The following is an 18,384-nucleotide window of genomic DNA, read 5'->3' on the forward strand; positions in this document are numbered from 1 at the left end:
TACCTAAATTTCGGTTAGAATAATATCCAGGCCTAAGTCGTATCTGGAAGAGGTGCTTTTAACGAGCTCAAGCCAAGGTTATCAAAGGAAGTCACAGGGCCGCTGAATTTACCTCCGGAACATTTTGCATTACCCCATGAAGTAAGCAAATAAAATTGCATCTTTCCGTGCCAAATGATTATTTCCTATATTATTAATATAATATTTACAAGAAAATAAAATTTGGTTTGTTACTTTGCTTCCGCATTCCAAAAAAAAATTAGCTAGTTTTGCGATGTACCCGAAACATGCACTACTTTCTTTGATACGTTATAGATGGTTTAATTGAACTCTTTTGCCCTTTTGCGACTTCATTATCCATATAATCCACAATAGAAGAATGAAATATACCGTACATGCAGAAGACAGGTTTCAGTTTATAGACGAGGGAAAAGGCGAAACACTGCTGCTTTTGCATGGCCTTTTCGGCGCATTGAGTAACTGGGACGGTATCATCGATCATTTTTCTGATCGTTACCGGGTTGTCATTCCGCTTTTACCCATTTATGAGTTGCCGCCCAGAGAGGCTGGTTTGGAAGCGCTTCTCGCATTTCTTGAGGATTTCATTTCTTTTAAAAATCTCACCAATGTCACGGTTATTGGCAATTCGCTGGGTGGGCATATTGGGTTGTTATATACACTTAAAAACCAAAGTAACGTTCATAAGCTGGTGCTGACCGGTAGTTCCGGCCTTTTTGAAAATTCAATGGGTGGGTCTTTTCCAAAACGGGGAAGCTACGATTATATCAAAGAACGTGTGGCCTACACCTTTTATGACCCGGAAGTAGCAACTAAGGACCTTATTGATGAAGTTTTCGAAACAACGTCCAGTATTCCGAAATGCATGAGCATTGTGGGTATAGCAAAATCCGCACAGAGACATAACCTGGCAAAAGATCTTCACGAAATTACTGTTCCCACACTTCTAGTCTGGGGACTAAATGACACGATCACCCCACCACACGTTGGTTATGAGTTCAACCGACTGATTGCCAATTCGGAATTATATTTCATAGATAAGTGCTGCCATGCACCGATGATGGAACATCCAAATGAGTTTAACGTCATTTTGGAAAGTTTTTTGGAAAAACATGTTCCTGTTGCTGCAGCCTGATGCACGGTTTTCTTTGAAATTTCTTTTGGTACGAGAGTTGATACATATATAGTTTTTTTATAGCTTCGACAAATGACGTCCTGAATTATGCTTGCTACTTCCCTCATTAATCCGATGATACCAGTTCTCAAACCGACAGATTCGGTGAGCACGGCATTGGATTGGATGGACGAATTTGGTATCAAACAGCTCGCAGTGGTAGACTCAGGCATTTATCAAGGCATCGTTTCGGAGGATATCCTGTTCGATGTTGTCGACAGTTCAGAGTCTCTCGCCAGGATTATAATCCAGCACAAAGACATTTTTGCTTCCGAAGACCAGCACCCTTATGAGCTTTTAAGACTTGTAAATCAGTTTGGTTTGAGAATAATCCCCGTCTTACATGATGACAGGACTTTCGCAGGAAGTATCCTGGCCAACGATCTTGTAGAACATTTCGTAAACGAACTAGGCGTTCAGGAAAAAGGCGCGGTGATTGTCCTAAAGATCGCCGAACGCAATTATTCGTTATCAGAGATCAGCCGCCTGATCGAATCAAATGGCACCCGCATACTCAGTAGCTACTATACTTCCGGAGAAATTTACAATCCCTCCAACGAGGCGCGGCTTACGTTAAAGCTCAACAGAACCCATATTACCCCTCTTATTGCGACGCTCGAACGATTCGGGTATGAGATCGAGGAAGCGCACGCGAATGATCCGATAGAAAGTGTCGATCAAGAGCGCCTGGATATGCTTCTGAGATACCTTGCAACCTAGTTCCCAGCCCCTTTCTAAATGTGTACCCGCTTTTGAATCGGCACATTTGTCACGTATCTTTCGGCTGAAACCATCTGTATTTTCTCATCCTTCATGAAAATAGCAATTCATGGACGCAACTTTAATGAGTCCGCCCGCCCGTTTATTGAAAATATGTTCAATGAACTCTCGGCAAGAAAAATTGAAGTTCAGCTTTCCAGACCCTTCCGAACGTTTCTGGATCAAACCGGGATTTCACATTATTCAGAATTGGTTTACGAAAAGCCCGACGAGCTTTTTGATGCCCGCCTGGTTGTAAGTATGGGTGGTGACGGAACCTTGCTCGAAACCATTTCGCATGTCGGGAAAAGACAGATACCCGCAGTGGGCATCAACGTTGGCCGACTGGGGTTTCTGGCAACAGTATCCCCTGAAAGGATTGCTGATATGATCGCTGCCTTGGAAAACAGCCAGTTTCGCATTGATGAACGGACACTGGTTGCGATTGAATCCAATATTGATTTATTTGAAGGACTAAATTTTGGTTTAAATGACTTCACAATCACCAAAACCGACACTTCTTCCATGATCACCGTCCACACCTATCTGAACCAGGAATTCCTGAATTCCTATTGGGCTGATGGATTGATCATTTCCACACCAACCGGCTCCACTGGATATTCACTGAGCTGCGGCGGCCCGGTGCTTGTCCCACATTCCCAGAATTTTATCATCACGCCAATCAGTCCACATAACCTCAATGTAAGGCCGCTCGTCGTGGAAGATACTGCCGTGATCAGACTGGAAGTTAAAAGCCGCAGTAACAATTTCCTGGTTTCCCTGGATGCACGTTCAAGAGTCGTTGATGAAAATACGCTGCTAACCGTCAGAAAAGCCGATTTCACTGCCCGTTTGATCAAAATGAAAGATGATAGCTTTTTGAATACCTTACGAAGCAAACTTTCCTGGGGCCTCGATATGCGCAATTAATCCGCCTCCATATTTTCCTTTAAAGTCAAAATCATGAAACTCACATACCACACTTTCGATCTTCGGCTTAGGCATACCTTCACCATCGCGCACGACTCCCGCGACATTCAACCAACACTCATTGTTGAACTGAGCGATGGTAATTTTCACGGGTTTGGCGAAGCCACTTCCAATCCCTATTATGGTGTTACGATTGATCGTATGATCAACGCGCTGGAATCGGTAAGAGGCATTATTGAGGGCGGAGAATACAATTCGGCGGAGCAGCTTTGGGAAATCGTACATCCATATCTAAAGTCCCATTCGTTCTCCCAGTGCGCATTGGACGAAGCAGCGCACGATTTTTTCGCCAAAAAGAGAGGACAGAAGCTCTATCAGAGCTGGGGGCTCTCGATCGATAAAAACCCGCTGACCAACTTCACTATTGGAATCGATACCGTCGAAAAAATGGTATCCAAAATGAAAGAACTTCCCTGGCCTATCTACAAAATCAAGCTGGGTACCGACAACGATCTCCGTATAGTTAAGGAATTGCGTAAAGAAACAGACGCCGTTTTCCGCGTCGACGCGAATTGTGGCCGGACAGCTGAGGAAACGATTGAACTTGCGCCAAAACTGAAAGAACTGGGGGTCGAGTTCATCGAACAGCCTTTGCCTGCTTCCGATATCGAAGGAATGAAAAAAGTATTTACCGAAAGTGCATTGCCGGTTATTGCCGACGAAAGCTGCATTATTGAAAGTGATGTGGCCAAATGTCACGGATTATTTCACGGTGTAAATATAAAATTGACCAAATGCGGGGGGCTTACGCCAGCAAGGCGAATGTTGAGTGAGGCTAAGTCACTTGGCATGAAAACAATGGTGGGCTGTATGACCGAAAGCAGTGTCGGAATTTCGGCAATCGCGCATTTGCTTCCACTGCTCGATTATGTAGATATGGATGGTTCTCTTTTAATAACCAATGACCCTGCAACCGGTGTCACTTTCGATTACGGTAAGGTACTCTACGCAAACACAAACGGCAGTGGCGCCCTTCTGAAATAATGGAGATTTTCCTTACCGATCAACTTCCCGGCAGAACTGTCAGGACTCGCCAGGGAGAAGAGTATCTGTGGTTTAGCGGAACGGACTATCTGGGGATGGCCCACCACGAAGTGTTTCGTACCGTTTTGACCGAAGCCACGAAGGATTACGGAATGCACTTTGGAAGTTCCAGAAACGGCAGCCTGCGTCTGAGCGTTTTCGAAGAAGCCGAACATTCTTTTGCAGGTTTTACAAAGAGCGAGTCCGCCCTGCTCGTCTCCTCCGGAATGTGGGCGGGACAGTTGGTAATGAAAGAGATTGACGAAATTGCACGGAAAGAATCCGGCTTTACTGTTCATTATCATTATGCTCCTAAGGTTCACCCCGCGCTGTGGGGCAAAAGCTTTAAGCAAACAGTGGAGACTTGGAAAGATTGGGCATTGGAAACCGTTACAACCATTAATACGAATAACCCGTGCGAAACCCACATTATTTGTTCGGATGCAATAGGTTCGCCACTTGTAGAGGCATTTGACTTTTCAATTTTTGATCAAATAAATCATTCCAGGGATGTTTGGCTGATTGTCGACGAATCACACAGCCTTGGAGTTATAGGGGAAAACGGAATTGGCGTAGGGTCCCAAATACCAGGGTTTCTGATCGAACGGACTATTTTCGTTTCGTCTCTTAACAAAGCCCTTGGCATTCCGGCAGGCATCATTTGGGGTGGTGAGCAGGTGACCAAATCGATCCGTCGGTCTGCGTGGTTTGCTGGCGCTTCTCCTCCCGCTCCGGCATATATATTTTCATTTAACCATATTTTGAAAAATGGGTTATACCAGGCTGCAAACCAGAAATTAATGGAGCAGGTCAGCTATTTTTCAGAAAGGCTTTCGGGCCAAAATCTCTTCCTGTCTGCGACAAATTACCCCGTTTTTTGCAGTCAAAATGCAGATTTGTTCGGATATCTGCTTAGTAATGGCATGATGGCCTCGTGTTTCTCCTATCCGTCTCCGACCGACCTCCCTGCCACCAGAATAGCAATCAGCACTGTTCATCAAAAAGAAGACCTCAACCGATTGGCCGAGGTCTGTAATGCATTTTTTTAACACAGCTGCTTCTACAAGTCCCCTGTCCGGTTAGCCAAAGCTTTCTCTTCCCTTAGTTTTTCTCTTTCTACTTTTCCTGCAACCAGGATACTCAACTCATAAAGAAGGAATAAAGGAATGGCGACAATTACCTGGCTGTAAATATCAGGTGACGGAGTGATCACGGCTGCCACGATCAGGATTACAATCATTGCATGTTTTCTGTACTCACGCATAAAGGAAGGAGTTAGTACGCCCACTTTTGCGAGTACATAAACAATGATTGGAAGCTGAAACGCAATTCCGCAGGCCAGTGTCAGTGTTGCAACCAGCGAAATGTAAGACGACAGACTGAACTCGTTAATAATGGACTCATCCAGTGTAAAATTGGCCAGGAAGTTGATGGCGAGCGGCGTCACCACATAGTAACCAAAAAACACCCCCGAAAAGAAAAGGAATGTGACATAAAATACCGCGCCCCTCGCCGATTGCCTCTCAGAGGGTTTCAGCCCAGGCTTAATGAACCGCCATACCTCCCAGAATGCATAGGGAAACGCGAACACCAGGCCAGCGATGACCGCAGAGGTCATACTCATCGTAAATTGGTCACCTACGCCAATTGCCTGTAATTTGAAATTCAATGCTTTGATACACAATTCGTCGTAACCCACAACATCTGCAAGCTTACATAGCATCCGATAAGTCCAGAAATCAGGCTGGGATGGAGCTATGATGACATAGTGATAAATCTCTTTAATATAAACAAATGCAAGTATCGCAAATACCAAAATGGAGGCCCCTGCACGGATCACATGCCACCTTAACTCTTCCAGATGCCCGAGAAACGACATCTCTTTGCCTTCAACATCTTCTTCTTCGTTTTCAAATTCCTGATCCAAGGGCATATGAGTATTATATTACTAAAATTCTATTTACGTGAAAATGCAAAAACAGGATCAACCCTGATTGCGAAAAACCGAAATTACTTAAAAAACCCGTCGAAGTACTCCGGCGGGTTTCTTGTTAGATGACGATGTGCAGATTAGTCCATCACAAAAGGATAATCGCTTTCCACATATACGTCTGTGTATGCTTCTTTGGCATCCGGAAACTCTGATTCTTCTGCGAACTGCACCGATTCGGCAACGATTTCTTTTATTTTTTTATCAATATTTTCAAGATCTTCCTCCGTCGCCAGCTTGTTGTCCAGAATAACGGCACGTATCTGCTCAATCGGATCCCTGTGCTTGTATTCCTCAACCTCTTCTTTGGAACGGTACTTCTGAGGATCCGACATGGAATGTCCCCGATAGCGATAAGTACGGAATTCAAGGAATGTTGGACCTTCACCTTTACGGGCACGTTCAGCTGCTCTAGAAACGGCTTCATGAATAGCTTCCACGCTCATGCCATCAACGGGTTCCGAAGGAATGTCATACGCTTCTCCAAGCGTATAAAGTTCGGTTACGTTAGACGAGCGAGCTACTGAAGTACCCATTGCATAGCCGTTGTTTTCAACAACAAAAATAACAGGTAGTTTCCAGCTCATTGCCATATTCAGGGCTTCATGAAAAGCCCCCTGGCGGATAGCGCCGTCACCAAAGTAACAGATACATAAGTTGTCTGTTTTATTATATTTTTCAGCAAATGCGATACCAGCGCCCAAAGGAATTTGTGCACCTACGATACCATGACCGCCGATAAAGTTTTTCTCCTTATCAAAAATGTGCATCGAACCCCCTTTACCCTTGGTTGTTCCTGTTTTCTTACCGTAAAGCTCGGCCATGATCGCGTTGGGAGAAGTTCCCAGCGCAAGAGGTATTCCGTGATCCCGGTAAGCAGTGATGTACTTATCCCCTTCTTTCAATGCAGTTACTGCACCGGATGAGCAAGCTTCCTGACCGATATACAAGTGACAAAAACCACGGATTTTCTGCTGCCCGTAAAGCTGGCCCGCCTTTTCTTCAAAACGACGTTGTAAAAGCATGTTCTCGAACCAGAACAAATAGCGGTCTGTCGGATGCTGTAATTTCTTGGGGGCTGAAGATTTCTTTTTTTCAGTAACGGTGGCCATGTATTTGGTTCTCGTTTATAAAGACAGAACTTTGTCTTAAAGTTATGGTTTGAACAGAGTCTGTTGTTTGCCGTACTCACGCAATGATCTGCGAAAATAAGCATAAACTAAATAACAAAGAAGTTCATGTGGCTAGAAAAGCTCCACCTTACATACTTTAAAAGTTATGAGGAGAAAGCCTTTACCTTCGGCGAACATGTGAATTGTCTGGTTGGGGAAAACGGAAGTGGAAAAACGAATTTGCTTGATGCCATTTACTTCTTAACACTTACCAAAAGCGCGTTTCACAATCAGGATGCCCTCGGTATCCGCCATTCCAACGATTTCTTCGTCCTGGACGGAGTTTTTAGGGAGCCTGTCCGAAAAACACAGATCACATGCAGCTTTCAGCGGGGTCAACGAAAGATTTTCATGGCCGACAAGAAGCCCTACGACCGTTTAAGCGAACATATTGGATTGTTTCCCCTCGTTCTGATTGCTCCCAATGACACCGATCTGATCCGGGACGGGAGCGAAGAGCGCAGGCGATTTTTTGACGGGGTCTTGGCCCAGGCTACGCCAGGATACCTCCATGATTTTCTTCAGTTCAATAAAATACTTAACCAGCGAAACGGGCTGCTGAAGCTTTTTGCGGAGCGCAATTATCTGGATGAAGATCTGCTGGAAACATACAATGAACCTTTGATCATTTTATCACAGAGAATCTATGAACACCGGCGCTCTTTCATGAGCAGGTATGTGCCGTTGTTTTATAAATATTACGATTTTCTGAGCAGCGGCCACGAGGAGGTGGATGTAATCTATGAAAGTGAAGTTGCCAGCGAAGATTTTCCGTCAGAGTTCAGGCGGAACAGAAGCAAGGACCTGTATGCCCAAAGAACCGGCAAAGGTGTCCATAAGGATGAGTATACCTTTGAAATAAACGGAGTTACCTTAAAGAAATTCGGGTCACAAGGTCAGCAGAAATCGTTTCTGATTGCACTGAAACTCGCGCAGTTCGAGTTACTGAAAGAGGAAAAGGGAAAAACTCCCATTCTATTACTGGATGATATTTTTGACAAACTCGACGACCGCCGTATCAGCAAACTTATTGAATTGATCGACACCGGTTTTCTCGGCCAGGTATTCATCACCGACGCCCGTCCCGAACGTTCTCAGAAAATATTGGAGCGCGTGAAAGCTGATGTAAGATTTTTTGAAATTGAAAAAGTATTGAATTTGTAAAAGTATTGAATTTGTAAAAGCAGAGCCAAAAGCAGATAGGCTCTGCCATTTTTTAAACATATTTCGAATTAATCTCCTTTGCGTCGGCGACGAACTCTTTGACCTTTTGTTCTTCTTCTTTTTTACAAATCAGCAGCACACCGTCATATTCCGCCACAATGTACCCATCCAAGCCATTCACTACCACCAACTTATCCTTCGGCATCTTGATGATCGAGTTCGTAGTATTGTAAAGAAGCAGGTTTCCGTCCGTCACATTCAAATTAGCATCCTTTTCGGAAACCTCGTAAAGCGATTTCCATGTACCGAGGTCCGACCAGCCAAAGTTGCTTAATACCACGTGCACGTTTGCGGCCTTTTCCATAATCGCATTGTCGATTGATATGCTGCCGCAATGCTGATAAGCACGTTGAATAAAGGCATCCTCCGTTTCCACATAATAATGCGGTTCGCCTCCTTCAAATATCTCCGCAATTTCGGGCTGAAATTGTACCAGGGCCTTTTTGAACGCATGGATATTCCACACAAAAATACCGGCATTCCACACAAAATCGCCACTGTCCAGAAATTGTATCGCCAGCTCCAGGTGCGGTTTTTCAGTAAAGGATTTCACCTTTTTAACCGTCAACTTGTCGGGTACATATTGAATATATCCGTAACCCGTATCAGGGCGCGTAGGTTGGATTCCCAATGTAACGAGGATATCCTCGTTGCGTGTGGCGCCCAATGCTACTTTGATCGTGTCTTTGAAAACTTCTTCCTTCAGAATAATGTGGTCTGCAGGTGCCACCACCACATTCGCGTCCGGATTTCTGGATGCAATTTTATAACAGGCGTAAGCAATGCAAGGGGCAGTATTTCGCCTGTTAGGTTCCAACAGGATTTGATCGTCAACTAGTGCGGGTAATTGCTCTTTAACCAGCTCCTTATACTCCTGGCTCGTAACAATGTAGATATTTTCAATGGGGCACACGCCTTCAAACCGCTCGACTGTTTGTTGTAAAAGTGTTTTTCCTGTTCCCAGGACATCGTGGAACTGCTTTGGAAAGTCAGTCCTGCTAAAAGGCCAGAACCTCGTCCCAACTCCGCCAGCCATGATAATTACAAAGGTATCCTGCATTATATACTATAATTTTTAAACACATTTATAAAACTTCGTTCAAAACTAACGATAAACCATCACTATGATGAGCTATGATAATCAAAAGGTCCAGAAATTTAGCAGATGGTTCCTTTCCGTTAAAATCCGGTAGAAGCGTAACTTCCTTTTCGTTTCATTAAAGAACAATAACTTAGTGAAGATTTGGTGTCAAAAAAATATTAACTAATTCAAGAAAAAATTGTACCAAAATTCTTTTATTGAACCGCAATCCCGCTAACTTACTCGACATATCCGCTACGCTTATGAAAAAAATCTTTACATACCTCAGATTAATATTGTTGTTCTTGCTATCCGGAGCTCATGCTTTTGGACAGGTCAACCTGAAGGGAAAAGTAACCGAAACCCTTACAAAGGAACCACTCGCGGGCGTCAGCATCCGGATCAAAGGAAAAGTCATTGGTACCATTACAGACACTAAAGGGCAATTTGACCTAACCACGACGACCACGCCCCCTTTTACAATTGTTGTATCGTCTGTGGGCTTTCAAACGCAGGAAATCGAGGTAAAAGCCAACGAATCCGCATTAAATATCAGTCTGGCGGAGCAGGCGGTATTAGGGAGAGAAATTGTGGTTTCAGCGTCGAGATTTGAGGAAAGCGTCATGAAATCACCTGTCGCCATTGAAAAAATGGACGTCAGGGATATCCGCAATTCTCCGTCGGCCAATTTTTATGATGCGCTGATCAACCTCAAGGGGATTGATATGACCACGCAGGGATTTCTTTTTAAATCCGTCAATATGCGGGGATTCGGAAGCACAGGAAATCCGCGTACTGTGCAGATGATCGACGGAATGGACAACCAGGCCCCAGGCCTCAATTTTCCGTTGGACAATATCGTGGGCATGTCAGAACTGGATGTCGAAAGCATCGAAGTACTGCCTGGCGCAGCATCAGCGCTATATGGGCCTAATGCCATTAACGGATTAATCCTGATGAACAGCAAAAGCCCGTTTGTATATCAGGGGTTGAGCGCGAACGTTAAAAGCGGCGTCATGCACGAGTCCCGACGTACCAATGCAACTACTCCGTTCGTAGATGCCACCATCCGATTCGCCAAAGCATTTAATAACAAAATCGCTTTCAAAGCAAATCTGTCCTATATCGCTGCCAAAGATTGGGAAGCTACCAATTATTCCAACCTGAATGTCGGAGGTACCGCCGATCCCAACCGTGGGGCAGGTGCAGATGTTGACTACGATGGCGTTAATGTCTACGGAGATGAAATCCAGACGAACATCAATGCCGTCGCACAATCGCTGGCATCCAGCGGGATTATCCCTCAAAATGCCGTTGCACTCGTTCCAAACACTTTTGTGAGCCGGACTGGATATAGAGAGAAAGACCTGGTCGATTACAACACGAGGAGTTTCAAAGCCAATGCAGCCGTACATTACCGCATCAACGAAAAAATTGAGGCGGTTGCACAAGTTAATTATGGTTACGGTACAACCGTTTATACCGGTACCGGCCGCTATTCCCTCCGTGCATTCAACCTGACCCAGGCCAAGCTTGAACTCCGAAGCGACAACTTCACCGTAAGAGCTTACACAACACAGGAAAGATCCGGAAAATCCTATCTGACCGGCCTGGCAGCAGTTTCCATGCTCAATGAATTCAAACCCAACAGTACCTGGTTTGGACAATACGTAGGGGCTTTTGCAACAGCGCGGGCCGGAGGGGCTACCGAGGCAGATGCCCATTTGCTGGCCAGGCAGACGGCCGATAACGGCATGCCAATGCCGGGTACCGCAACTTTTGATCAATTGCTCGACAAATACCGGAATATGCCGATTGTGGATGGGGGCGGAGGTTTCGCAGATCAAACCAACCTCTACCATGTGGAAGGATTTTACAATTTTAAAAATCAGGTCCATTTTGTAGAACTACTTGCTGGTGCCAACTATCGTCAATATCGCCTCAGGTCCCATGGAACTTTGTTTGCCGACAATAAGGAAGGCAGGAACGGGACAATTCCGATCAATGAATTTGGCGCATTCGTGCAAGCAGGAAAAACAATCCTTGCCAATCATCTGAAACTGACCGGGTCCATCCGATATGATAAAAATCAAAATTTTGACGGCCAGTTTACACCGCGGATTTCGGCGGTTACTTCTTTTGGAGAACACAACATCCGCCTATCTTACCAAACCGGGTTCAGGATTCCGACAACCCAAAATCAATATATCGATCTGAAAACCCCGTCAGGGACATTGGTGGGCGGCCTCCCCGAATTTGATACGCGCTACAACCTCTCCAACGGGATTTTAAGACAAAATCTGTCAGAAGAAGCCATTTTGCAGGTGATCAACAGTGACCCAACTGTCGTTCAGAACGCCACCAATTATGCGAAGGCCGCAGTTACGCAACAGGCTACGACTACTATTACGCAAGCTGTAACCGCGCAGGTAACCGCGGGAGTTAATCAGGCGGTCGCTGCAGGGCAAATCCCAAACACTCCGGATGCGATACAGGCCGCAATTGCTGCGGGCGTAAGCCAGGCATTGCCGGGAGTGTTGGCCGCCCAGTTACCAGGAATTTTGGCTGCCCAGGTACCAGGCCTTGTCCCCAATCTTGCCAAAGCGTATGCGCTTGAAAAGTTGCCAAAATACCAGCCCAAAAAACTAAAACCGGAAAGAATCGCCTCCTATGAAATCGGTTATAAATCAGTGATTGCCAAAAAACTTTTCATTGACGCTTATTACTACGTCAGCAAATACAAGGATTTTATGGGCGGAACCGTAATTGTTGTGCCCATGGCAGCAGCCGCGCCTGGCTTACCGATCGAATCGGGAATTGGTGTTGGCAATTATAATGCCTACGCGAGGACCGTTAACACGGATGAAACCATCACCACCAGGGGCTTCGGAATCGGATTAAATTACGCTCTCCCAAAGGGGTTCAATATAGGCGGAAACGTTTCCAACAATGTGATCGTAAACTTCAAGCCATCGCCGGAGGTGCAGTATTCACAATTCAATACACCAAAATACAGGTATAACCTCAACTTTGGCAAACGGATTACCAGCAGCAACTCATTTGGGTTCAATGTGGTTTACCGCTATCAGCAATCGTTTCTGTGGGAATCCAGCTTTGTTGTCCCTACTTCCACCGACGTGCCCATTTTCTCTAACACGACGGTGCCGGCGATCAGCAACCTCGATGCCCAGATAAGCATGAAAGTGCCGTCGATCAAATCGATCATCAAGCTGGGTGGCACCAACCTTTTTGGAAAATCTTATGTGCAATCGTATGCCAGCCCCAATGTTGGTTCGACATACTACATTTCCATCACATTCGATCAGCTGATGAACTAGCCGCTACTTCTCTCCATAAGCCAGGTCGCCCGCGTCGCCAAGGCCTGGCACAATGTAGTATTGTTCATTCAGCTTCTGGTCGATTGCGCCTAACCATAACCTGCAATGCGGGATCCTCTTTTGCAGAAACTCAACCCCTTCCGGGCTGGCTATGACGGACGCGATGTGGGTTTGGGAAGGAATCCCGAAGCGGAGCAATGCGTGGTAAACCTTTTCCATGGATCTTCCCGTAGCCAGCATCGGATCAATCAGGATCAGGATTTTTCCTGTAAGATCAGGGCTGGTGATATAGTCCATTTCGACGGTAAATTCCTCTTCCTCATTAATATGGTGCCCGCGATAAGCGCCGACAAACGCATTATCGGCCATATCAAACATACTCAAAAAGCCTTCATGAAGTGGCAGGCCGGCCCGCAAAATAGTTGCCAAAACCACTGGCTGGAGCAATGACCGTGACGGCGCCTGGCCCAGCGGCGTTTCCACTTTCCCGGTCCGGAAGGTGAGCGTTTTGGAAAGCTCATAGGCCAATAACTCCCCAATCCGCTCCATATTGCGCCGAAATCTCATCCGGTCTTTTTGAATATTTACGTCACGCAGCTCGGCCAGATAGTGATCGGCAATGGAAGGTTTTTGGGAAAGTAAAAACATGGATGTGACAGTTTTTTAAACTACTCAATGCAAGATAATACAAATTCATTGACGTAATTTGGAAGAGTTAACCGAAAAATTATCCGCAAAAACCCTGTCTGCGTGAACAGTAGATTTTTTTTGCCTATGTACCGAGGAATTATCCGGCATCTCAATATCCTGTTTTTTACGCTGATATCCCTGTCGTATACATATGCGCAAAGCTCGTTTATCCCTCTCAATGACGACTATTATCATCTGATCGACCGCCTGGAAATCAAGCGCGGCAAGCTCACCGAAGGCCTTAATATCAACGTGAAACCATTTGAAAGGAAGGCCGTTGTAGCACTTACCGATTCTATTTTAAAGGAAGGTACTGTAAACCTCACCAAGCGCGATTGGGAAATCATTGATTATATCAGGGAAGATAGCTGGGAATGGACAAACGGAATGGTTTCTACCGACTCTGCTCAATACAACAAGCTTGCCCGTTTAGGCTGGTTTAAGGCCCCGCCGCCTGGAAAAAAAAGGCAATTTTTCGAACATCCCGTGGATTTATACAGCATTCATAATCAAGACTTTGACTTGCACTTTAACTTTGTAACAACCAATTTTGCAGGTAAGGACAACAGCAATGACACGGCCCGTTTTAATAACTTATGGTATACGGGACGAGGAGTGGAAATCAGGGGAATGATCAATAATAAATTCGGGTTCTACACCTATGTAGCTGACAATCAAGGGCGATTCCCACGATATGTCAATGATTTCAGTCACCCCGACGGAACCTCTTCAAATTTTCCAGGTGAAGGTTTCACAAAGTATAGTCCCCGAAATCGCAGCGTCGATTTTCTCTCGGCGCGTGGATACATCACATTTCGTCCATTGAAAAGCGTCAACGTCAAATTCGGAAATGATTACAATGTTTTTGGAAGTGGCTATCGCTCGCTGATACTTTCAGATAATAGCAGCCCTTATCTTTTTCTGAGGATCGATACCCAACTAGGCCGCTTTCATTATACTAACCTCTGGACCAGCATGATCACTGCCGGTAAAGATTCATTCTCGGAACTTTTGAAGAAGAAAAAGTTTGCTGCTATCCATCATTTGAGCATCAATCTTTCCGATAAGATTAATATAGGTGTTTTCGAGGCAGAAGTTTTTAACCGCGACTCGGTGGGAGGTGGTTATGACCTGAATTATCTCAATCCCATCATTTTTTACAGATATGTCGAATCTTATATTGGAAGTCAGGATAATGCACTCTTAGGTTTTGATTTTCGCTGGCTTCTGGGAAAGAAAGCTTCCATTTACAGTCAAGTTGTGCTGGATGAGTTTCTTTCCAAAGACCTTTTTAACGGAAGTGGGTTCTGGGGCAACAAATACAGCTTACAGGTAGGGGCAAAATATGTCGACGTGCTGGGGGTTCCCAACCTTGATTTGCAGGCCGAATACAACATGGTACGTCCGTATACCTACTCCCATAAAGATGGTGGCCGGAACTACATGCATTATGGACAAGCATTGGCTCATCCGTTAGGCGCGAATTTCCGTGAATATCTGGGAATTATCCGTTACAAAGCAACCTCCCGGCTATCGGTATATGGCACATTGATGGTCGCCGATCAGGGAAAAAATCCTACGACCGGCCCATACATGAATTTTGGAGGGGACATTTCAAAAAGTTACGATGACAGGAACGTCAACCGCAACGGGGAATACAACCAAAAAATTGGTCAGGGTATCAAAGCCGCCACCTTATTTACAGATCTGCGCGTTTCCTATTCGCTTGCTCATAACCTGTTTCTGGACGGCCGTTACCAGGTCCGAAAGATCACTTCCCAGGACGTAAATGTTGCGACAAAATCCAATGTTTTTACGTTCGCAGTACGCTACAATATGGCTTATCGCCAACAGACCTTCTGACAACAAACGTTCTGATTAATTTAAAAAAAATGGAAACCAACCCACACGAACTGCGCAGTCTGATCAGGCTTGCTTTACTGGAAGACATTGGTGACGGAGACCACTCTTCTCTCTCTTCTGTACCTGCTGAGGCTACCAAAAGGGCCAAATTGCTTGTCAAACAGGATGGTGTTCTTGCCGGTGTCGAAGTGGCCCAGATTATTTTCGATGAGACGGCTTCGTTTTATCATGATCCACCCCTAAAAATAAATGTGTTACTTCTTGACGGTTCCAACGTCAAAATAGGTGACGTGGTGTTTACAGTGGAAGGAAATGCAAGACTGATCCTGAAAGCGGAACGACTTGTACTGAATATCATGCAGAGAATGAGCGGGATAGCTACCTATGCGCGGCAAATGTCAGCTTTGGTCACCGATCTGCCCGTCAAGTTGCTGGATACCCGTAAAACAACGCCCAATTTCCGGCTATTTGAAAAGCTCGCGGTAAAAATCGGCGGAGCAGTCAATCATCGAATGGGGCTTTATGACATGATCATGCTGAAAGATAATCATGTTGACTATGCGGGGGGGATTGAAGCAGCCATTACCGGAGCCAAAAAGTATTTAAAGGACACTGGCAAAAACCTGAAAATTGAAATTGAAACCAGAAATCTGGCAGAAGTGGACGAGGTATTGCGGGTTGGTGGCGTGGACATCATCATGTTCGATAACTTTTCGCTGGCCGATATGCGTGAAGCCGTCAAAAGAATTGGCGGCCGGTTTGAAACTGAAGCATCTGGAAATATTACTGAAAAAACATTGCGTGCAGTCGCGGAAACGGGCGTCGATGGTATATCCAGTGGTGCTTTGACACATCAGGCGAGAAGTTTGGATTTAAGTTTAAAAGCCTTCTAACCCTCATCTAATACCGAAGCGTATGCAGAGACTTATACCGAAAACATACGCTTCCAGACAACCATGTGCGCAACAATCAGGGTTTAGGTTAATTCTGTTCGTTCTGATTTGCCCGCTGATTTCACAATCTGCAACAGGCCAGAATCCTCCTCGCAAAGAAATAGATATTAACCAGTTTATCGCCGACCTTTTTCCGGTCCCCACAGAAGATAATGATAATGCCGAACTCTATGAATCGCTCTATCAGCTTTACACGAGCCCGCTCGACCTGAATAAGGTAACCCGCGACGAGCTTTTCAATACTTTTATTCTTTCGGAAGCTCAATTAACATCATTTTTCAACTATCGGGAAAAACTAGGCCCTCTTTTGTCACTTTACGAATTGCAGGCAGTTCCTGATTTCGACCTGACCACGATCCAGCGCTTGCTTCCTTTCGTAACAGTCAATCGGTCCGAGACTTCATTGCATGAATCGCTCAAAAATCCCAGCCAGCATTTTCTCATGTTCCGCTCAAGCAGAATACTGGAACAACAAAAAGGTTTCAGCGCTTTAGATCCGGACTCGAGATCAAGCACCAGATACCAGGGGAGCCCTTTTAACGGATATCTCCGATACCGGAATGCCAGGACTGGAGCATATAGCTTAGGTATTTCATTGGAAAAAGACGCCGGCGAAAAATTTTGGTGCTGGTCGGCAAAACGGCAGCTATATGGAATCGATTTCACTTCATTCCATGCCCAGATCATGAACCGTGGAAAACTTAAAAATCTTATAATCGGCGATTTCATGATGCAGGCCGGGCAGGGGATGATCCTGGGAGCAGGTTTTCCTTTGGGAAAAGGCTCGGAAGTGATAAAGACGACTTACCGAAGCAACCTGGGAATGAAACCATACACCTCGGCTATGGAGGCCAATTTTTTCCGTGGCATGGCCGCGACCCTCACGCCGCTTGAACATATGGAAATCACATTGCTGGTTTCATTTTTAAAAAGAGATGCGACCCAGGAAACCGTTTCCGGAAATTCCGACGAAAAGATTACTACTTCTTTACCGGTGACCGGATATCACCGCACTCCGACAGAAATTGCAAAGCACAACAATTTCTCAGAAGAAAACGTAGGTCTGCATATTTTGTACCGCCTTCCAAATCAAACGGGCCAAATTGGATTGACTACCTTAAGTACCCATTATGGCACTATATTCCGGAAGCGGGACGCACCTTACAACCAATTCGAATTCTCGGGCAGGCAAAATTCAGTCGCAGGCTTGCATGGCGATTACCGCTGGCAAAATTTCCATTTCTTTGGTGAGGGCTCGATATCTAAAGGTGGAGGAATGGGGGTTGTTGCCGGCACCATAGTGGGTTTGGGCAAGAAGCTGGATTTTTCAATGCTTTTCAGACATTACGATAAGGACTTCCACACTTTCTACGGCAACTCGTTTAGCGAGTCATCCCGGCCTATCAATGAAACCGGCGCCTATTGGGGATTGAGATTTGCTCCGAACCGTAGCTGGCAAATCAGCAGCTACTTCGACTACTTCCGTTTTCCGGGACTGAAATATCAGGTAGATGCTGCTTCAAGAGGACACGATTATTATCTCCATTTGCTCTGGAAACCCAATAAGCGTTTGAACGCCTACATTTTGTTTCACGAAAAACACAAAGAACAGAATAATCCTCAAAAAAACGACGATAATGTTTCTCCGCTGGCTGGTACGGTCAGGCGGACGGCTATGTTCAATTTCGAGTACGAGAAACCGCTACGATTCTCGATCCGGACCCGATTCCAATGTGGTAACTTTAACTATCAGGGTATTTCCAAATCAAAAGGCCTGACTGCTTTACAAGATATCACCTGGCATTTCCCAAAATTTGAACTCAGCGCCAGGTTAGCCTGGTTTAATACGGATGATTACGACAGTCGGCAGTATGTTTATGAAAAAGACTTGCTTTACGCATTTTCCATACCGGCTTACTACGATACCGGCACCCGGCACTATCTGATGGTACGCTACAATCTTTCGAAAAAAATGAAAGTCTGGCTCCGGTGGTCCCAAACGAGGTACAAGAACCTGGACAAAATCAGTTCAGGATTGAATGAGATCAATGGAAACAAACGCAGCGAACTCAAAATGCAGCTTATGTACCAGTTCTGAGATGCTGTTGA

14 protein-coding genes are annotated in these 18,384 nt (G+C 45.3%); 10 read left to right on the plus strand and 4 right to left on the minus strand.

The features are described from left to right. The first annotated feature begins 379 nt into the window (after positions 1-379). From AC1XUF_RS29845 to AC1XUF_RS29865, 5 genes are all read left to right on the plus strand, one after another. Positions 380-1,153 carry an alpha/beta fold hydrolase gene (locus AC1XUF_RS29845; protein ID WP_483345534.1) on the plus strand — a complete coding sequence of 258 codons (774 nt, stop codon included), beginning with the start codon at positions 380-382 and terminating at the stop codon, positions 1,151-1,153. Between the two features lie 87 nt (positions 1,154-1,240). After that, positions 1,241-1,912 (plus strand): CBS domain-containing protein, encoded by a 672-nt coding sequence (locus AC1XUF_RS29850; RefSeq protein ID WP_483345535.1) that lies wholly within the window; start codon positions 1,241-1,243, stop codon positions 1,910-1,912. Positions 1,913-2,005: 93 nt separating this feature from the next. Beyond that, complete coding sequence (locus AC1XUF_RS29855; RefSeq protein ID WP_483345536.1) at positions 2,006-2,881, plus strand: NAD kinase; 876 nt, start codon at positions 2,006-2,008, stop codon at positions 2,879-2,881. Positions 2,882-2,914: 33 nt separating this feature from the next. Next, positions 2,915-3,925, plus strand: coding sequence for a dipeptide epimerase (locus tag AC1XUF_RS29860; protein ID WP_483345537.1), 1,011 nt, complete (start codon positions 2,915-2,917; stop codon positions 3,923-3,925). Continuing rightward, a complete protein-coding gene (locus AC1XUF_RS29865; protein ID WP_483345538.1) occupies positions 3,925-5,013 on the plus strand; it encodes an aminotransferase class I/II-fold pyridoxal phosphate-dependent enzyme in 1,089 nt (362 codons plus the stop codon). Before AC1XUF_RS29860 ends, AC1XUF_RS29865 begins: the two co-directional genes overlap by 1 nt. An 11-nt stretch (positions 5,014-5,024) precedes the next feature. Here AC1XUF_RS29865 and tatC read toward each other — a convergent pair whose 3' ends face one another. Next, positions 5,025-5,897, minus strand: coding sequence for a twin-arginine translocase subunit TatC (gene tatC, locus AC1XUF_RS29870; protein WP_483345539.1), 873 nt, complete (start codon positions 5,895-5,897; stop codon positions 5,025-5,027). Positions 5,898-6,034: 137 nt separating this feature from the next. Next, entirely contained in the window at positions 6,035-7,066 is a 1,032-nt protein-coding gene (gene pdhA, locus AC1XUF_RS29875) for a pyruvate dehydrogenase (acetyl-transferring) E1 component subunit alpha (RefSeq protein WP_483345540.1), read from the minus strand. A 126-nt stretch (positions 7,067-7,192) separates the two neighbouring features. Between pdhA and recF the strand changes: the two genes are divergently transcribed. Further along, on the plus strand, positions 7,193-8,290 hold the full coding sequence (recF, locus tag AC1XUF_RS29880) for a DNA replication/repair protein RecF (RefSeq protein WP_483345541.1): 1,098 nt from the start codon (positions 7,193-7,195) through the stop codon (positions 8,288-8,290). Between the two features lie 52 nt (positions 8,291-8,342). On the opposite strand, the gene AC1XUF_RS29885 is transcribed toward recF, so the two are convergent. After that, the gene (locus AC1XUF_RS29885; RefSeq protein WP_483345542.1) at positions 8,343-9,410 is read right to left on the minus strand and encodes a mannose-1-phosphate guanylyltransferase; all 1,068 of its coding nucleotides are present in this window, start codon (positions 9,408-9,410) and stop codon (positions 8,343-8,345) included. 284 nt (positions 9,411-9,694) lie between these two features. On the opposite strand from AC1XUF_RS29885, the gene AC1XUF_RS29890 reads away from it, so the two are divergent. Then, positions 9,695-12,769, plus strand: coding sequence for a carboxypeptidase-like regulatory domain-containing protein (locus AC1XUF_RS29890; protein WP_483345543.1), 3,075 nt, complete (start codon positions 9,695-9,697; stop codon positions 12,767-12,769). A gap of 3 nt (positions 12,770-12,772) precedes the next feature. Here AC1XUF_RS29890 and upp read toward each other — a convergent pair whose 3' ends face one another. After that, positions 12,773-13,417 carry a uracil phosphoribosyltransferase gene (upp, locus tag AC1XUF_RS29895; RefSeq protein ID WP_483345544.1) on the minus strand — a complete coding sequence of 215 codons (645 nt, stop codon included), beginning with the start codon at positions 13,415-13,417 and terminating at the stop codon, positions 12,773-12,775. A gap of 102 nt (positions 13,418-13,519) precedes the next feature. Between upp and AC1XUF_RS29900 the strand changes: the two genes are divergently transcribed. From AC1XUF_RS29900 to AC1XUF_RS29910, 3 genes are read left to right on the plus strand one after another with little or no spacing between them, the layout of a single operon-like run. Continuing rightward, entirely contained in the window at positions 13,520-15,322 is a 1,803-nt protein-coding gene (locus AC1XUF_RS29900) for a hypothetical protein (RefSeq protein ID WP_483345545.1), read from the plus strand. Between the two features lie 29 nt (positions 15,323-15,351). Further along, positions 15,352-16,215, plus strand: coding sequence for a carboxylating nicotinate-nucleotide diphosphorylase (gene nadC / locus AC1XUF_RS29905; protein ID WP_483345546.1), 864 nt, complete (start codon positions 15,352-15,354; stop codon positions 16,213-16,215). Positions 16,216-16,237: 22 nt separating this feature from the next. Next, the gene (locus AC1XUF_RS29910; RefSeq protein ID WP_483345547.1) at positions 16,238-18,373 is read left to right on the plus strand and encodes a ComEA family DNA-binding protein; all 2,136 of its coding nucleotides are present in this window, start codon (positions 16,238-16,240) and stop codon (positions 18,371-18,373) included. Positions 18,374-18,384: the final 11 nt, after the last annotated feature.

This window comes from Dyadobacter sp. HNCC25DJ185, assembly GCF_056895195.1.

Coding starts and splice junctions, on each gene's coding strand:
- AC1XUF_RS29845 (WP_483345534.1), top strand. CDS start 380: ATGAAATATACCGTACATGCAGAAGACAGGTTTCAGTTTATAGACGAG.
- AC1XUF_RS29850 (WP_483345535.1), top strand. CDS start 1,241: ATGCTTGCTACTTCCCTCATTAATCCGATGATACCAGTTCTCAAACCG.
- AC1XUF_RS29855 (WP_483345536.1), top strand. CDS start 2,006: ATGAAAATAGCAATTCATGGACGCAACTTTAATGAGTCCGCCCGCCCG.
- AC1XUF_RS29860 (WP_483345537.1), top strand. CDS start 2,915: ATGAAACTCACATACCACACTTTCGATCTTCGGCTTAGGCATACCTTC.
- AC1XUF_RS29865 (WP_483345538.1), top strand. CDS start 3,925: ATGGAGATTTTCCTTACCGATCAACTTCCCGGCAGAACTGTCAGGACT.
- tatC (WP_483345539.1), bottom strand. CDS start 5,897: ATGCCCTTGGATCAGGAATTTGAAAACGAAGAAGAAGATGTTGAAGGC.
- pdhA (WP_483345540.1), bottom strand. CDS start 7,066: ATGGCCACCGTTACTGAAAAAAAGAAATCTTCAGCCCCCAAGAAATTA.
- recF (WP_483345541.1), top strand. CDS start 7,193: ATGTGGCTAGAAAAGCTCCACCTTACATACTTTAAAAGTTATGAGGAG.
- AC1XUF_RS29885 (WP_483345542.1), bottom strand. CDS start 9,410: ATGCAGGATACCTTTGTAATTATCATGGCTGGCGGAGTTGGGACGAGG.
- AC1XUF_RS29890 (WP_483345543.1), top strand. CDS start 9,695: ATGAAAAAAATCTTTACATACCTCAGATTAATATTGTTGTTCTTGCTA.
- upp (WP_483345544.1), bottom strand. CDS start 13,417: ATGTTTTTACTTTCCCAAAAACCTTCCATTGCCGATCACTATCTGGCC.
- nadC (WP_483345546.1), top strand. CDS start 15,352: ATGGAAACCAACCCACACGAACTGCGCAGTCTGATCAGGCTTGCTTTA.
- AC1XUF_RS29910 (WP_483345547.1), top strand. CDS start 16,238: ATGCAGAGACTTATACCGAAAACATACGCTTCCAGACAACCATGTGCG.